General features: G+C 41.7%; 14 protein-coding genes and 1 pseudogene. 7 read left to right on the top strand and 8 right to left on the bottom strand.

Annotation, left to right across the window (positions count from 1 at the left end; all coding sequences use genetic code 11):
* Positions 1–2: 2 nt before the first annotated feature.
* Genes ACEW80_RS08160 through ACEW80_RS08145 form a run of 4 tightly spaced genes read right to left on the bottom strand, consistent with a single transcriptional unit; the run spans position 3 to position 4,843 of the window.
* Complete coding sequence (locus ACEW80_RS08160; RefSeq protein WP_373526109.1) at positions 3–2,321, bottom strand: ATP-binding cassette domain-containing protein; 2,319 nt, start codon at positions 2,319–2,321, stop codon at positions 3–5.
* Positions 2,322–2,362: 41 nt separating this feature from the next.
* Entirely contained in the window at positions 2,363–3,526 is a 1,164-nt protein-coding gene (locus tag ACEW80_RS08155; protein ID WP_373526108.1) for a glycosyltransferase family 4 protein, read from the bottom strand.
* A gap of 17 nt (positions 3,527–3,543) precedes the next feature.
* Entirely contained in the window at positions 3,544–4,383 is an 840-nt protein-coding gene (locus ACEW80_RS08150; RefSeq protein ID WP_373526107.1) for a hypothetical protein, read from the bottom strand.
* Between the two features lie 25 nt (positions 4,384–4,408).
* Entirely contained in the window at positions 4,409–4,843 is a 435-nt protein-coding gene (locus tag ACEW80_RS08145; RefSeq protein WP_373526106.1) for a glycosyltransferase, read from the bottom strand.
* 522 nt (positions 4,844–5,365) lie between these two features.
* Between ACEW80_RS08145 and gloB the strand changes: the two genes are divergently transcribed.
* The 5 genes and pseudogenes from gloB (at position 5,366) to ACEW80_RS08120 (ending at position 9,733) form a co-directional block, all read left to right on the top strand.
* Complete coding sequence (gene gloB, locus ACEW80_RS08140; RefSeq protein ID WP_373526105.1) at positions 5,366–6,139, top strand: hydroxyacylglutathione hydrolase; 774 nt, start codon at positions 5,366–5,368, stop codon at positions 6,137–6,139.
* Positions 6,140–6,321: 182 nt separating this feature from the next.
* Positions 6,322–6,780 carry a 50S ribosomal protein L9 gene (gene rplI, locus ACEW80_RS08135; protein WP_373526104.1) on the top strand — a complete coding sequence of 153 codons (459 nt, stop codon included), beginning with the start codon at positions 6,322–6,324 and terminating at the stop codon, positions 6,778–6,780.
* 99 nt (positions 6,781–6,879) lie between these two features.
* Positions 6,880–7,077: pseudogene (locus ACEW80_RS08130) on the top strand (efflux RND transporter permease subunit); the annotation flags it as partial.
* Positions 7,078–7,432: 355 nt separating this feature from the next.
* Positions 7,433–8,242, top strand: a complete 810-nt coding sequence (locus ACEW80_RS08125) for a TIGR01548 family HAD-type hydrolase (RefSeq protein ID WP_373526129.1) — start codon at positions 7,433–7,435, stop codon at positions 8,240–8,242.
* A gap of 75 nt (positions 8,243–8,317) precedes the next feature.
* Positions 8,318–9,733: a cytochrome P450 gene (locus ACEW80_RS08120; protein WP_373526103.1), complete on the top strand. Its 1,416-nt coding sequence runs from the start codon at positions 8,318–8,320 to the stop codon at positions 9,731–9,733.
* A 71-nt stretch (positions 9,734–9,804) separates the two neighbouring features.
* On the opposite strand, the gene ACEW80_RS08115 is transcribed toward ACEW80_RS08120, so the two are convergent.
* The 4 genes from ACEW80_RS08115 to ruvB all read right to left on the bottom strand — a co-directional run bounded on the left by ACEW80_RS08115 (position 9,805) and on the right by ruvB (position 14,562).
* On the bottom strand, positions 9,805–11,085 hold the full coding sequence (locus tag ACEW80_RS08115) for a glycosyltransferase (protein ID WP_373526102.1): 1,281 nt from the start codon (positions 11,083–11,085) through the stop codon (positions 9,805–9,807).
* 79 nt (positions 11,086–11,164) lie between these two features.
* Positions 11,165–12,448: a glycosyltransferase gene (locus tag ACEW80_RS08110; protein WP_373526101.1), complete on the bottom strand. Its 1,284-nt coding sequence runs from the start codon at positions 12,446–12,448 to the stop codon at positions 11,165–11,167.
* Positions 12,449–12,538: 90 nt separating this feature from the next.
* Entirely contained in the window at positions 12,539–13,342 is an 804-nt protein-coding gene (locus ACEW80_RS08105) for a tetratricopeptide repeat protein (protein ID WP_373526100.1), read from the bottom strand.
* A gap of 119 nt (positions 13,343–13,461) precedes the next feature.
* On the bottom strand, positions 13,462–14,562 hold the full coding sequence (ruvB, locus tag ACEW80_RS08100) for a Holliday junction branch migration DNA helicase RuvB (protein WP_373526099.1): 1,101 nt from the start codon (positions 14,560–14,562) through the stop codon (positions 13,462–13,464).
* Between the two features lie 215 nt (positions 14,563–14,777).
* Here ruvB and hisF point away from each other — a divergent pair, with 215 nt between their 5' ends.
* Together hisF and ACEW80_RS08090 are read left to right on the top strand one after the other, a co-directional pair.
* Positions 14,778–15,551: an imidazole glycerol phosphate synthase subunit HisF gene (gene hisF, locus ACEW80_RS08095; protein WP_373526098.1), complete on the top strand. Its 774-nt coding sequence runs from the start codon at positions 14,778–14,780 to the stop codon at positions 15,549–15,551.
* Between the two features lie 99 nt (positions 15,552–15,650).
* Positions 15,651–15,842 carry a hypothetical protein gene (locus tag ACEW80_RS08090; RefSeq protein WP_335092712.1) on the top strand — a complete coding sequence of 64 codons (192 nt, stop codon included), beginning with the start codon at positions 15,651–15,653 and terminating at the stop codon, positions 15,840–15,842.
* The last annotated feature ends 403 nt before the right edge of the window (positions 15,843–16,245 follow it).

Below are 16,245 nucleotides of genomic sequence, written 5' to 3'. Positions count from 1 at the left end.
CTTTAGACATCAAGACTATTCTCAAATTTTTCTAAATTATCGAGCAGACATATAGCAGATTCATAACTTTCAGTAATTAATCCATTTTGTTCTTCTGTGGTGGCTATCAAATTATCAGATAGAGAGCGGAGAGAGCTAATGATCAGGTTAAGAGAAGTCCGAAAATCAATGGAGATATGATTAAATTTTTGATAAGAGTTACTCATAACATCTTGGTGTTGCTCAGAAATTGAAATGAATCGTCCCTTTATTTGCAAGTTAATAACATCCTCAAAAACATCTATGGTGTTGAGAATTCTCCAGGCTGATTTGTAAGATTGTTCAATTAATTCCTGCCGTTCCTGGGAATTGTCTACCAGATCATCGAGTAATAAGCGCAGGAATCCAATCATCGAGTTCAGCTGCGTCCGCATTTCGTGAGAGATGCGGAGCCAGCTTTGATTGTGTTTAGTAGCTTCAAGATATTCAGCAAGTTTTCTAGAGTTTAGACGCATTGCCTTAATGATTTTTGTCTGCATCAAATTTTTATTAGGGCGATCGCTAAATTGCATTGAGTACAAGCGTGAGTAGTAAGCACCCTTTTGTAAAAGTTCTTCATGGGTTCCCACCTCTACTACCTGTCCATGATCTAATACGGCTATTTGATCGGCTTTTTGGACTGTGGAAAGGCGGTGAGCAATTACTAGGGTGGTACGATCGCGACTCAAATTATCGAGTGCAGTTTGGACTAACCGTTCAGAAACGGTATCTAAAGCGCTGGTGGCTTCATCTAAAATTAGAATTTCGGGATTTTGGAGGAGTGCGCGGGCGATCGCTAATCTTTGCCTTTGTCCACCAGATAACATCACGCCGCGATCGCCAATCAAGGTGTCAAATCCCTCAGACAATTTGCTAATAAACTCGTAGGCATTTGCCCGCTTGGCTGCTGTCAAAATTTCATCATCAGTAGCCTCTGGTCGCCCATAGGCGATGTTGTTGTATACCGAGTCATTAAAAAGAAAGGTGTCTTGACTAACAATTCCCATCCGCTTACGCAGGGATATAACATCAAACTCCCGCAAATCGGTGCCGTCAATGGTAATACTGCCAGCTATGGGGTCATAGAATCTGGGTAAAAGGTCTGCCAAAGTAGATTTACCAGCACCAGAACCGCCTACTAATGCTAAGGTCGTGCCACGCGGTAAATATAAATTCACATCTTTGAGTACCAATTTGTCATGACTAGGGTAGGCAAAGCAAAGAGAATTAAAAGACACGCCCTTTTCTAATTTTGTGTAAGGAAGCTTACCTTCGCTCATGAACGGCTTATCGTCCAGGTTTAAAAACTCATTTGCCACATCCACACTGGCGGCAATACTCGCAAAGTTACTGCGAATAGTATTTAGCTGAGAAATCAACGGCAGCAATCGTAGCAGCACTAATAAATATGTCAGGAGTACAGTAGAAAGAGAAGAAACCTGTGCAGCAAAGAAGGTTTTGCTCAAAAGTACAATTAGCAGTAAAGCTGTAATACCCATCACCTCACTCAGAGGTGCGATCGCTTCCGAATTAACCTGAGATTGGAAATCTGCTTTTTCGCGATCACGAATTAATTTTTTAATCCGTTGATATTCTTTTTTTTCACTTCCCGTCGCCTTTACCAGCCGAATTCCGTTCAAAGTCTCCAGTACTGAAACTGAATATGCTTTAGACATCTCGCTGAGCTGTTTACCAAAATTCTTAGATCGAGAAATGGCAAACTGATTTACTAACGTCACCAACGACAACAAAAATGTAGCAACAATTGTTAACTGCCAAGAAATTGACAGCAACAAACCGATAAAAACTAAAATTGTGATTATTAAGATAACTATCTTGACTATAGTACCTATAGCACCTGCGGCTCGGCCAATTTCTCCACCAAGACGGTTTATTAAATCACCAACCTTCGTCTTTGTATAATAATCTATATCAATTTCTAGTAATAGCCTTAATCCGGCTTCTCGCATATCCGCTGTCAGCTTTCGGCTTAAAGAACTCGATGCTAAGGAACTGGCATAAGTAGCTAAGTTTTTTAAAATAATTGTGAATATAATTGCCCCAGCCATTACTCCTATACGGTAAGTCTCTGGAGTATTTTCAAACGGCGAAAGCATCGTTTTAAGGATGGAAGGAGCGGTACTTAAATCTACTTCTTGCCCCACAATTTTTAAAACTACTGGCACAATTAGAGCTGTGCTGATCCCATTAAATAAAGCTCCAGAAAATCCTAACAGTATGGTCAGCAGAATTAAACCTGGATAGGGTTTAGCGAATCTTAGTAGTAGTTTTTTGGTAGACATTGGGTATTTTTATGCCAATTTCACTTAATTATTAATATTATTCACAACTGAGCAATTACTGACTTGAGTGTAGAAGCCATAGCCTCTATGCTATAGTGTTCCACACATCTTTCTCTTGCCTTGATACCCTGCTGGTTCGCTGACTCTAAATCTTGAAATATCAATTGAATTTGTTCAGCAATTTGTTCAGGACAAGCAGGCTCGACTAAATAACCAGTATCACCTAAAATTTGGGGAATATCTCCAACGCGCGTTGATAATATAGGTTTAGCCATTGCCATACCATCTGTCAACTTTAGGGGAAATTGAGCGCGAGTTTCTGGGGTATCTCGCTGGGGAACAACCACAATGTGAGCTGCTGCTACCAAATCAGGCATAACATCGGCTGGATACTTTGGTAATTTGATAATCCAACGTCCCCATTGTTGTTGAAGTTGCTGATCATAATCATCATAAGGACTACCACCTACAATCACTAATCTTAAGTCTGGCTGATTAATTTTATCGAGCGCTATGAGAACATCTTCTAAACCTTTATAAGGTCTTGGCGCACCAGGAAACATTAAAATCCGATATTCAGCTAAACCATAACGATTTCTGCTGGACTCAGCATCATATTGAGCAGGATCAAATAAGGAAGTATCTTTGCCATTAGGAACAAATGTACCGCCAAAACGTTGCTGCAAAAATTTGGTATGCACCGTCACAACATCAGCGCGACTTACCAAACCTTCCATCCATTTCACATATAAAGGATGATGAGGATTTTTGAGTGCGCCGTCTGGTTTCAACAAGTCTCTAGCTAATTGTTTGGGTGTAGGACGATAATGCCAGTTATCACCACCATGCCAGCTAAGTTCCCAATCATCTATATCTAAAATTAAAGGTTTTCTACTGAATATTTTCTTTAATAGGGCAACTCCAAAACTTGCTATTTGTGGTTTGATAGCATAAATTATATCTCCATTTATTTTTGGCAAAATTTTATTAATTTCTCCAAAAAACTCGGGAAAGTTTTTACCTGGTAAATTATAAACGTTTAATTCGGATGGTAACTTTCGATATAAGTCATCTCCAAATAAAAAACCCATGATTTCAACTTCATATTCTAAACTTTTTAGGGCTGTTGCTATTAAGTATGCACGCAAAATAGCTGCACTTGATAAATCTGAAACTAGCAGTGATATCTTAGAAAAATTTTTCACTATTTTTATACTGATTTTTATTTAGTGCGCCAAGGATTTGTAACTTGATTCGGTAAAAACACTTTAGCGAATCGGTCAAAAATCCTTGTGTATAATGAACGTGTAATATTTTTAGCATATTGAGGTCGATAAGGATAGGTACAGTGAAGAACTTTAATTTTATCCTGAATATTATAAGCATCCTGCCATTTACTGAGATAATTATAGGTAGGTGGTAGGATTTTCAGATGAGGGCGTACAGATGCGATCGCAGATGCAAAAGCCCCTTGATCTTTTAAAAGTAATTTATCTTGATTATTTTTAACAATTTCAAAATATCGTTTAAATTCGTCAAAAAATATCTTGGTTACTTCTGTTTTTCTAAAAGCTATGAAACCGCCATTGTACTGGATACTATCTGCTTGTAATGGTAAACCTACAGATTGCAGAATTAGTAAAACATTCGGCAAAAGGTCTTCTTGCTTTCCACGCAATAAATTTGTAGCTTTCAGAATAGAAGGTTGCACATCTTCAGTTAATAGAAAATCATATTCATCCAAATACTCAAATACATCGTTGATATCGGAAAGTAAGCAAATATCTGAATCTAGGTAAATCGTTTGATCAAACTCAGAGGCTGCATATAAAGCCAGTTTTGCTTGCCGTGATGCTAAAACAGTATTTTCATTTGGAGGCGCCGGCTTTAAAATTACATTTTTAAAAGCCTTTAATAACGGATAGAGAACTACCGGAACTTGGTCAATTAAAATAATTATCGGCTCTTGATGAAACTTCCTGATCGCCGCTAAAAAATGAATACAATCTTGAAAAGAGTAAAGTCCGGTTAGAATGGTAATAAATCCTCTTGTTGAATTCATAAAATGGTTCCTATAAACACTTAACTTAATGTAATAAATTTTGTACTTGTAAAGAAAAATTTTCCCAACTTAAACTCTCAACACTTTTACTGATATCATGTTGAATATTAAAGGCTTGTTCGATTAAGTCGCATATTACTTCACAGGGTCTATCAGTATCAAATATAAAGCCAGTTTTTCCGTGATTGATAATATCAGGAGCAAACCCTGTTCTCCTGGCAACTGGTACAATATTACACATCATCGCTTCAATTAAAGCTATTAGACCATCTTCTAATTTTGCGGGTGAAACAAAAACATCCATCTGAGCATAGTACTTAGGGTAATCTGAATAGATAGCTTCAATGTAAGATAGGTTTGGTAAAGCAAGTAGTTCTTCAAATTTTTCGTACTTATCCCAATTTCTCTCCAGGAGAATAAACTTTCTATGGGGCATTGATTTGATAATATTGAATATCATATCTGGAGATTTTCTGGGATAGTATGCTGTACAAAAGCTAACACTACCATTTGAGCGTTGATGAGGTTGAAAAATCTTCGGATCTGCACCACCTAAAATAAAAGTCGTTTTTTCTTTGTTTACTCCTTCACTATTAAGTAATTCTAAAAATTGGGAACAAGTATATATAGCTTTCTACTCGACTTGCACTTAAAATTTTAAAGAATATCTTTTTAATTAATTTTTGGTCTAAAAAATGCATTTTTGACGGCCAATTTTGTGGAAAGAATAAAATAAATCTAGCTTTGTCTTTGCGGTTATTACCAGAGAAAATTCACTGATAAATTCCGATTGATTTTGCTTTTTTAAGTGTATTTACTGTATAATTATAGCAGGACATTATTATGCTCAATAATAAATTACAGTTATACTGAAATAAAGTATAAATACTTGATGTAGCTTATGCAAGTAGCCTTGTGACTCAATGAGTCTTAAAATTGTTACTGAATACCAAACATATATGTTGTGAGGGAGGCAGAGGTAATGCAGGTAATCCGTTTGGAAGCACTCTCAGACAACTACATATTTTTGTTACACGACTATAAACAAAATATCGCCGCTGTTGTCGATCCAGCGGAGGCTCAACCAGTATTAAAGAAACTGGTTGAGCTAAAAGCTGAGTTGGTAGCCATTTTCAACACGCACCACCATAACGATCATGTGGGTGGTAATAAACAGTTAATAGCACAATTCCCTAAAGTGATAGTTTATGGAGGAGCCGAGGATCATGGTAGAATTCCGGGACAGCAGGTGTTTTTGCAACAAAGCGATCGCGTTCAGTTTGCAGACCGCATAGCTGAAGTTATCTTCATTCCTGGACATACCCGCGCTCACATCGCTTACTACTTTCCCCCTGAGAAAGCTGGAGAGACAGGAGATTTATTTTGCGGTGATACCCTATTTTCTGGCGGTTGCGGTCGCTTGTTTGAAGGAACACCGACCCAAATGGTGGACTCTTTAAGCAAACTGCGCTCTCTAGCCGATGATACACGCATTTGGTGTGCCCACGAATACACCTTAAAAAATCTGCAATTTGCCTTAACTGTGGATGGCGACAACGCCGACTTACAAAAGCGCTTCAATGAAGTGAAAGCTTACCGTAGTCGAGGAGAAGCTACCATACCCTCACTGCTGGGAGTGGAGAAGCGCACCAATCCCTTTTTACGTTGGGATCAGCAATCGTTACAATCGGCTGTCAAGAGTAGCGATGCAGTGCAAACCTTTGCGCGGATACGGGAGATGAGAAATAACTTTTAGGCATTGGGATTGGAGAATACCCAATCCTCATCAATTTTTTAGCGCTAATAGTTGCGATCGCCCCCTTCCTTTCGCTAGGATCTGTAAGCTTTAGGGTATAGGCAAAGAAACTTGGAATACAGCACTGACATTATGAGCTATTCTGCCCAAACCCAAATTAATCAGATTTTATAGGAAAAACGATGGCGAAACGCGTGCAGTTAGTTTTAAATCAGGATATTAGCAAGCTGGGAAAATCTGGCGATTTAGTGGAAGTAGCTCCTGGCTACGCTCGTAATTATCTAATTCCCCAGAAATTGGCAACCCATGCCACTGCTGGTATTCTCAGGCAAGTAGAACGCCGTCGTGAGCAAGAGCGTCAACGGCAATTAGAACTCAGACAACAAGCTCTTGAGCAACAAGAATCTTTAGAAAAAATAGGCAACTTGACAATTGCCAAGCAACTTGGTGAAAATGAAGCAATTTTCGGTACTATCACCACCCAAGATGTTGTAGATGCAATTAAAGCAGCAACAGGTCAAGAAATCGATCGGCGTGGCGTTACCATCCCTGATATTAACCACCTTGGTACTTATCAAGCCGAAATCAAGCTGCATTCGGAAGTAGCAGCAAAAATCAATATTCAAGTCGTCGCTAGCTAAGGCTTCTTGGTTTTTGATTATTTTTTACCACAGATGCACACAGACTCATTTATCTGTGTGCATCTGTGGTTTTCAATCTCTTCTTTTTGAAGCTTAGAGGATGTTGAAATGTTAATTCGGGGGATTGGGCGAATTGAATCTATTGAAGAATTACAGCAATCAGTAATTACTGCTCGTAATGGTACGCCAATCAATATCTCAGATATTGCTGATGTGCAAATTGGTGCAGCTATTAAACGGGGTGAGGGCAGTTTTAATGGTCAAAAGGCGATTGTTGTGATGATTAACAAACAGCCTTAAGCCGATACTCCTACTGTTACCCGTGCCATAATATCTGAGTTAAAAACTGCTGAAGTTCCTTGTAATCCTACAACTTCCAACAAAAGAAGGAAGTCTAACCCCCACTCGTAACCAGTCTGCGATCGCATTGTGCCAAGTGAGTTTGAGAGAAGCTGAACAAGGGTGTATTTTCTTATACATGGCAACTAAGTATGAAAAGTGATTACTCAAATTCCGGAATGGCAACTGTTGAGCATCACAAGGTGTAGTCTTAAGACTTAGTATGATTAGCAGAATGTTACCTGAACAAACAGATATTGACCGGATCAGAGAAAAAATTAGACTCCGCCAATACGATATGTCAGCCCATGCAATGAAAGAAATGGCTAAAGCGATCGTTATTTTCGATATTGATGGCGTTGTGCGCGATGTTAGCGGTTCCTATCGCCGTGCGATCGCCGATACCGTAGAATATTTTACTACCCAAGCATATCGACCAACCCCACTAGATATTGACCAACTAAAGTCTGAAGGTGTGTGGAATAATGATTGGGAAGCATCGCAGGAATTAATTTACCGCTACTTTGAAACCCAAGAGCAGACCCGTGAACAACTGCAACTAGATTATGATGCGATCGTTGCTTTTTTTCAATCCCGCTACCGAGGCACAGACCCCAACAATTTCACGGGGTATATCTGTAATGAACCTTTGTTATTACAACCTAGCTATTTAGAGCAACTTACTCAAGCCGGGATTGCTTGGGGATTTTTTAGCGGTGCGACTCGTGCTTCCGCTAACTATGTATTAGAAAAACGCCTTGGTTTACAATCTCCGGTGTTGATTGCGATGGAAGATGCGCCCGGAAAACCTGACCCCACTGGACTTTTCGCCACAGTTCGCTTACTAGAGAATGGAATTGAGCAAAAATCAGCGATCGTCTATGTAGGAGATACGGTCGCAGATATGTATACTGTCGAGAAAGCGCGGAATCTAGATTCCGCTCGTAGTTGGATTGGTGTAGGGGTTTTACCGCCCCATGTGCAGGAAACAGCAGCCCGTGCTGATGCCTATGGTGAGACACTGCTAGCAGCAGGAGCATCGGTAGTTTTAAGTAATGTTCAAGAATTGACCCCAAGGCAGATTCAAAAATTGACCAGTTCATCTACCCGAACTGTACTCTAAGATCAATCAAGCTACAGGTGCATGAATAACTGGCTGATCACAATCTTGCTGCAATCATTGGGAGGATTAATAAAAATGTCTACATTTAAACTGCCTAACGGCCCTCAAACTCACCCCTGGATACAGACATTTCAATGGCTGACTAACCCATTGGAATACATGGAAGATTGTGCTAAACGCTATGGTGATATCTTCACCCTTCAGCTCGGACAAAATTCTCCTCCTCAAGTTTTCATCAGCAATCCTCAGACGATTCAGCAGATTTTTACCACAGATCCAAAAAAGTTAGACTCTGGTGGGTCAGCAGGGATTAAATCGCCTTTATTAGGACAGCAATCCCTACTAGCGTTGTCAGGAAAGCCTCATCAGCGACAACGAAAGCTATTGACACCACCTTTGCATGGGGAACGAATGCTAGCTTATGGTGAGTTAATCAGCGACATCACTGAGCAAGTGACTAATCAGTGGCAGGTTGGAGAAACCTTTGCAGTTCTGCCATCAATGCAAGAAATCTCTTTCCAAGTGATTTTGAAGGCTGTATTTGGTCTAGAAGATGGGCTACGTTACGAGAAACTTAAGGAACTCCTGATTGCAATTCTGAATCCCAAAATCCCGATCTTAAGAACACTTATGCTGCTTTTCCCATCAATGCGACAGGATTTAGGAGCGTGGAGTCACTGGGGGAAATACTTACGTTTAAAGCAGCAAATTGATCAACTCATTTACGCTCAGATTCAGGAGCGCAAAGCCCAACCCGATGCATATCGGACTGATATTCTATCTTTGATGATGGCTACTCGTGATGAAGCGGGAGAGCCGATGACAGACCTGGAATTACGTGATGAACTGATGACCCTGTTAGTGGCAGGTCACGAAACTACTGCAACTTCTTTATCATGGGCGCTGTACTGGATTCATCATCTACCAGAGGTGCGGGAAAAACTACTGCAAGAACTAGATAATTTGGGCGAACAAGCAGATCCTAACGCCATTTTGCGTAGGCAAAGCCCGCCGGAGGCATCGCCTTATTTAAATGCTGTCTGTTCGGAAACGCTACGCCTTTACCCAGTGGCGATATCGGCACTAAATCGACTGGTCAAATCACCGCTACAAATTGGGGAATACAACTTTGAGCCTGGGACTATGCTCATTCCTTCTATTTATTTGACCCATCATCGAGAAGATTTATATCCTGAGTCGAAGCAATTTAAGCCAGAGCGGTTCCTGGAACGGCAATTTTCTCCCTATGAGTATTTACCCTTTGGTGGCGGGAACCGTCGCTGTATTGGTATGGCATTTGCCATGTTTGAGATGAAACTGGTGTTGGCAACAGTGCTATCTCACTGGCAAATGGAACTGGCTGATAGCAAACCAGTGCAGCCAGTGCGTAAAGGCATTATATTTAGCCCAGCAGGTGGTGTGCAGATGGTGGTGAAAGGGAAGCGTAAGCAAAATCAGCCTATGCTTCAGACTAGCTCTAGTTCAGGGTGAAGAGTGAGAGAATGGGATGGCATAGGGTGGAAGCGATGTCTACGACGGGCGTAGATACAGCAGATAGCCTCTTAGGCTCGACTAGATAAAATAGGTTTCCCTGTAGCAACGACCTGTTCGACAATATCAGCGGCTCGACTCACGCCACCGCCTCTGTTTATGGCTTCTTGTAACCTAACTGCATTCTGTTTATAAGAATCTTCCTTCAATACCCGCTTAATGGCGTTTCTGAGGTTGGAAACATTCAGCTTTGCTAGAGGTACAACTTCACCAGCTCCCGTCCAAGCCAAACGTGCTGCGACTCCTGGTTGATCATTGGTAATAGGAATGGCAACCATAGGCACACGATTAGCCAGTGATTCCAAAGTAGTATTTAGTCCCGCATGAGTGATTGTGAGGCTGGCTTTTTTCAGTAATTCTAGTTGCGGTGCGTATTTGACCACCAAAGGTTCTCCGGGAAGGCTTGGTAGCAATTCTGGGCTGAGAGCGCCTCCCAAAGAAATCACAAGTTGAGTATCTAACCCCACACAAGCTTCTGCTATACACTTAAAAATCTCCATCTGGCGATTTTGTAAGGTTCCCATCGAAGCGTAAATTAGGGGTTGTCCAGTCAACTTTTCAAATGGGAAATACACAGGTTCTCGACTGGCTGAATTAATAAAGGGACCTGTGAAATGGAAGCACTGAGGCAAATGTTGCCTTGGGAATTCAAACTCAGCAGGCTGTTGACTTAATTGAGCTAATTTGGAATAGTAATCGTTGGGGCTAGAGTAGAGTGGCAACTTCCACTGCTGACGATATTCATTCACTAAATTTTGGAAAGGTTGCGAGAGGTACGAGATTAGAGAGTAGCCCATTTGGTTCCGTAAGTATGCTAACCATGATGGTTTATAACTCCAGTTTGTAAAGAGAGGGGGAATGTTAGTTTCCCTATTAAACAGCAGGGCATTACAGACGCTAATAAACGGAATACTCAGGTATTCTGCAACAGATTCACACCCTCGCGCTACCTGATCCACCAAGAGCGCATCTACACCAGCTACTTTGATGATGTGAGGCAATTCACGAAGGTTCATAGCAGCTACCTGTTGCATAAATTGGATTGAGTAGCGTACCGCACTAAGCCCACTTAATTTTCCTAACTCAGCATATCTTTGGGACATTGAACCTATGGGAAATTCAGACTCCCCAATTAAATGGCAGTTTAGTCCAGCTGAGAGTACCTTTTGCTGGGCATCAGGAACCTGAAAAAAGGTGACTTTATGACCACGCTTTTGAAGTTCACATCCCAACGCAATCATGGGAGTGATGTGACCTGTTTCTGAAGGAGAGGGAATACCAAAATGAGTCATTTGGGCGTTTTTACTATGCAACCTGTTTAAAAGAACCGATCGTTGATGCTAGAGTTGTCTTCGAGGCTAAAAAATATCGTTATTGCTGTGTTTGTCTGAGAACAGGCTTCCCTGTAGCAACAGCCTGTTCGACAATATCAATGGCTCGACTCACACCCCCGGCTAGTTGAATTGCCTCCTGTAACCTAACTGCATTCTGTTTGTAAGAATCTTCCGTTAACACCTTGTGTATAGCAGTTCGTAACCGGGGGACACTCAATCGAGCCAGGGTAACCACTTCACCAGCACCAGCCCAAGCTAAACGTGCTGCTACACCTGGTTGATCATTGGTAATTGGTATTGCCACCATCGGTACAGCATTACTCAGAGATTCCAAAGTGGTATTCATCCCCGCATGAGTAATGGTGAGAGTTGCTTTTTGAAGCAATTCCAGTTGGGGTGCATAACCAACAACCAAGGGATTTCCAGGCAGCCCTTGTAGAGACTCTGGAGTTGTAGAACCACCTAAGGAAATCACTAGTTGAGCATCTAACTCTTTACAAGTTTCGGCAAAAAAATTGAAAATTTTCAATAGGCGATTTTGTACAGTCCCCATCGAAGCATAAATTAATGGTTGTCCAGTCAACTTTTCAAATGGGAAAGATACGGGTTCCCTAGTGGCTGTGTTATGGTATGCCCCTGTGAAATGAAAACTTTTGGGTAAATTCTTCCTTGGAAATTCCAACTCGGCAGGCTGTTGACAGATCTGAGCTAGTTGAGAGTAAGAGTCGTTGGGACTAAAGTGAGGGGGTAACTTCCATTCTCGGCGATACTCATCTATGACCTGCCTAATTGGTCGCCCAACACGGTTCAACAACTCATAACCTGCCCTGTTGCGTAAGAGCGCCCACCATGTAGAACTATAGCTCCAAGAGGTGTTAAAAGGTGGAACGCTGACATCCCGATTAATCATCATGGCGTTGCACACGCTGACAAAGGGGATGCCTAAGAATTCTGCAATTGTTCCTCCTTCGGGTGAAACCTGGTCTACGAGCAGTGCCTCTACCCCAGCTTCTTTAAGGGCTTGTGGAGCTTCCCTAAGAAATGTAGCCGCCATCTTCTGTATCCAAGCGATCGTATACCGCAATGCAGGTAATCCACTAAGTTTTCCTAGTTGGGCAAACAATTGCGCCATTACTCCACGGGGAAACTCAGACTCGCCAATTGCCCAAAATTCCAATCCAGCTGCTAGTGTCTTAGATTGAGCGTCGAGTATACCGAATAGGGTGACGCGGTGACCACGTTTTTTAAGTTCGTACCCTAACGTGGTCATGGGGTTGAGGTGACCAGTTGCTGCTGGGCAGATCAGTCCATAATGAGTCATAATTTCTGTTTCTGGCTAATTACAATGATGTATACCAGAAAACAGGTACATAGGAACAAAAAAGAGGAATTTTTGTTGAGATGGAAGTTCCTACTGGAGTTTCAAGAATTTATCTAAAGCTGATACCATACTGGAAGGCCAACGGCGGATATTTGTTACCCAGTTAATATCTTTATAACGGCTATCTAATCCATAAGCTGCTACCCAGTTACTTTCGGCTTCGCCTTGTTCTCCATTTACCCAGTAGGCAGCTGTGAGGGCGGCACGCATATCGGCAAACTTGGGATATTTGCGGACAATATTTCGCATTTCACGAATTGCTTGCTCTTTTTGACCAGTTTCATAAAGGGCGAGGGCGTAGTTAGCACGGGCAAAGGCAAAATTTGGGGCTATCTCATTAGATTTTTTGTAGTCCGCGATCGCATCTGACCATTTTCCTAAACCAGCTGTAGCATTGCCGCGATTATTATACGCCATCGCATCATTAGGATCGAGTTCTAAGACATGATTATAATCTGCGATCGCATCTGACCATTTTCCCATCCCTTCCAACGCCGCCCCCCGATTCAAATAAGGATCGGTGACATTCGGCGCTAGTTCTATGGCTTTGTTATAATCTGCGATCGCCTCTGGTAATTTATTCTGGCTTACCCGCGAATTTCCCCGGTTACTCCACGCCCCAGCATTTGTCGGAAATTGCTCAATAATCTTTGTCCAGTAAGTTTCAGCCGTAGCAAAATCACCTTGATTCGTCGCTGTGAACGCTTGATTTGCCCATTCATCACCTTGTTTTAACTGTTCTTGAGTAATGGGCAGTTGAGATTGTGCCATGACTGGTGCACCCCAGCCAAACATCAGTAATAGACTCAAAAAAATACAAATCAACTTAATCATTTAGGTTTACCTGTCTATCTTGAAAATGGGGAGTGGGGAGTGGGGAGCAGGGGGGCAGAGGAAGCAGGGGAGACAAGGAGAATAACTATGCCCAATGCCCAATGCCCAATTTCCCATAATTACAACAATGACAACTGTTCATTAGGCGGCGTGAATCCCAAATGCTTGTATGCTGCTTTAGTCGCCATTCTGCCGCGATGAGTCCGAGTTAAATAGCCAATCTGCATGAGGTAAGGTTCATACACTTCTTCAATGGTTTGGGTATCTTCACCCGTTGTTGCTGCCATTGTTTCCAACCCCACTGGACCACCGTTAAATTGTTCAATTATCACACTCAGCATCTGGCGGTCTGTCCAATCTAAACCGCAGGGATCTACTTGGAATAGTTGCAATGCCTCAGATGCAACGCTTTCATTAATCTCCCCACAGATTTTCACCTCAGCATAATCACGCACTCGTTTAAGTAGCCTATTGGCAATACGTGGTGTTCCGCGTGAACGACGGGCAATTTCTGTGGCACCATCTTCTGTGACGGGGGTTTTGAGTAATTGAGCAGTTCGCAGTACAATTTTAGTCAGTTCGTCAACTTCGTAAAATCGGAGTTTTTGAATTAAACCGAAGCGATCGCGCAGTGGTGAAGTTAAAGCACCCACACGGGTTGTAGCTCCCACTAGAGTAAACTTTGACAGAGGCAAACTTCTGATCCGAGCGCCCGAACCCTTACCAATGGTAATATCTAAGCGATAATCTTCCATCGCCGGATAGAGAATTTCCTCTGTCATCCGCGAGAGGCGATGAATTTCATCTACAAATAAAATATCACCTGGCTTCAGGTTCACCAGTAGCCCGACAATATCTCGTGGACGTTCTAGGGCTGGCGCACTGGTAATTTTGTAATTTACTCCCATTTCCGATGCTAAAATCATAGCCATTGTGGTTTTGCCCAATCCCGGCGGCCCATACAGCAGCAAGTGATCCAACACCTCATCACGAGACTTGGCTGCTTTGATGGCAATATCTAGCACATCCTTTAAATCTTTTTGCCCAATGTAATCGGCAAATCGTTGTGGTCGAATTCCCTCTTCCTGCTTATCTTGTTCATCAGTAGCGGCTTCAGGTTGCAAAATATTGTCTGTGGAAGGTGCTTTCGCCGAATCTCGAAGCTGCTTTGGTTCTCCGTTGGATTCTGGAGGCTGTTTTTTCGAGGAGATTATCGCCATAATTCAGCTATCTACTTTTAAAGGAACAGAATAATTCGTAATTCGTAATTCGTAATTTGTAATTTATGGAGTGGGGGAAGGCAGAAGGAGAAAAAATAACCAATGCCCAATGCCCAATGCCCCATGAATAATGCCCGTGAAAATTTTAGTTTGAGAATACCCGCGCCAATTTAAAATTTAAATTCGGTCAATTACCCAGAAGTACAAAAATTATTATGTTATCTAAAAGAATCTTACCGTGCTTAGATGTCAAGGCGGGACGGGTTGTAAAAGGAGTTAACTTTGTCAACCTCCAAGATGCAGGCGATCCGGTAGAACTAGCAAAGGTTTACAATGAAGCCGGTGCTGATGAGTTAGTGTTTCTGGATATTACAGCCACTCATGAAGACAGAGCTACTATTTTGGATGTTGTCTACCGAACTGCTGAACAGGTCTTTATTCCATTGACTGTGGGTGGTGGCATTCAATCCTTAGAAAATATTAAAGCTTTGTTACGAGCGGGCGCAGATAAGGTTAGCATTAATTCTGCGGCAGTGCGGGAACCAGACTTGATTAATCGGGCAAGCGATCGCTTTGGTAATCAGTGCATAGTTGTTGCTATTGATGCCAGACGCAGAAATAACTCGGAAAATCCAGGTTGGGATGTGTATGTACGAGGTGGCAGGCAAAATACAGGCTTAGATGCCCTACTTTGGGCACAAGAAGTTGAAAAACGTGGGGCTGGAGAACTGCTAGTTACAAGTATGGATGCTGATGGAACCCAAGCCGGGTATGACATTGAAATAACACGGGCAATTGCCGATGCTGTAGAAATTCCAGTCATTGCTTCTGGTGGTGCAGGTAATTGTGAACATATATACACAGCCCTAACTGAAGGTAAAGCTGAAGCCGCATTACTGGCATCCTTATTACACTATGGACAATTGAGCGTAGCAGAAATCAAAAATTATTTGCGCGATCGCAACGTGCCAGTAAGAACATTCCCTTAAGCTCCTATTTAGCATTTAATGACATCTATCTGAGGTTAGACACACTTCCTTAAAAGGGTGTTAATATTATTTTACAAGTATTAATAAATATTAAAAAATATGTTGATTCCTATTTTACTTTTTGATGTAGCCCTGGTGGCGTGGTCGCTGCACTTAATGGAAAAAGCCTACGAAAGTAAAGAATTTTCTTTAATGTTGGCTGGTACATTAGTTGCTCTGGCTGCTGCTGCCATGCTGGTAGTTTACTTTTTGATGGGGCACTGTATGACCTATTTGTTGAAGGTGTCGTAGAGAGTGGTGAGTGCTAAAGGAGATATTTAAAATTTAGTTTCTACAAAAATCTTGACAAAGTACTAATAACTAAGCGATTATATCTGATGTATTTTAAGGGGTTATAGAGTTGGTAGCGCACCTCAATGGCATTGAGGGCAAAAACCCTAGAAAGCTTATTCTTACGTTAGTTTAAATAAGTTGTCTTAGCGAAGTTGCATAAACTTGCATAAGACAATGAGACAAATACAGGTCAGAAAGAATGGTAATAGCTGCCTACTTAGCAGGGTAAGCGCATCTCAAACCCTATTGACAAGCGGGTTTAGAAATATCATCATGTTGGGAGAAACAAGCAGCAAGAATAGTAAGCATATAATTATTATCCATTGCGGCTCGATTCGATTTTTGGCGATTACTACGTTTT

The sequence above is a fragment of the Nostoc sp. genome, assembly GCF_041747015.1.
GTDB lineage: Bacteria > Cyanobacteriota > Cyanobacteriia > Cyanobacteriales > Nostocaceae > Nostoc.
This window is presented reverse-complemented; position numbering and strand designations above follow the sequence as displayed.

Coding starts and splice junctions, on each gene's coding strand:
- ACEW80_RS08160 (WP_373526109.1), bottom strand. CDS start 2,321: ATGTCTACCAAAAAACTACTACTAAGATTCGCTAAACCCTATCCAGGT.
- ACEW80_RS08150 (WP_373526107.1), bottom strand. CDS start 4,383: ATGAATTCAACAAGAGGATTTATTACCATTCTAACCGGACTTTACTCT.
- ACEW80_RS08145 (WP_373526106.1), bottom strand. CDS start 4,843: ATGATATTCAATATTATCAAATCAATGCCCCATAGAAAGTTTATTCTC.
- gloB (WP_373526105.1), top strand. CDS start 5,366: ATGCAGGTAATCCGTTTGGAAGCACTCTCAGACAACTACATATTTTTG.
- rplI (WP_373526104.1), top strand. CDS start 6,322: ATGGCGAAACGCGTGCAGTTAGTTTTAAATCAGGATATTAGCAAGCTG.
- ACEW80_RS08125 (WP_373526129.1), top strand. CDS start 7,433: ATGAAAGAAATGGCTAAAGCGATCGTTATTTTCGATATTGATGGCGTT.
- ACEW80_RS08120 (WP_373526103.1), top strand. CDS start 8,318: ATGTCTACATTTAAACTGCCTAACGGCCCTCAAACTCACCCCTGGATA.
- ACEW80_RS08115 (WP_373526102.1), bottom strand. CDS start 11,085: ATGACTCATTTTGGTATTCCCTCTCCTTCAGAAACAGGTCACATCACT.
- ACEW80_RS08110 (WP_373526101.1), bottom strand. CDS start 12,448: ATGACTCATTATGGACTGATCTGCCCAGCAGCAACTGGTCACCTCAAC.
- ACEW80_RS08105 (WP_373526100.1), bottom strand. CDS start 13,342: ATGATTAAGTTGATTTGTATTTTTTTGAGTCTATTACTGATGTTTGGC.
- ruvB (WP_373526099.1), bottom strand. CDS start 14,562: ATGGCGATAATCTCCTCGAAAAAACAGCCTCCAGAATCCAACGGAGAA.
- hisF (WP_373526098.1), top strand. CDS start 14,778: ATGTTATCTAAAAGAATCTTACCGTGCTTAGATGTCAAGGCGGGACGG.
- ACEW80_RS08090 (WP_335092712.1), top strand. CDS start 15,651: ATGTTGATTCCTATTTTACTTTTTGATGTAGCCCTGGTGGCGTGGTCG.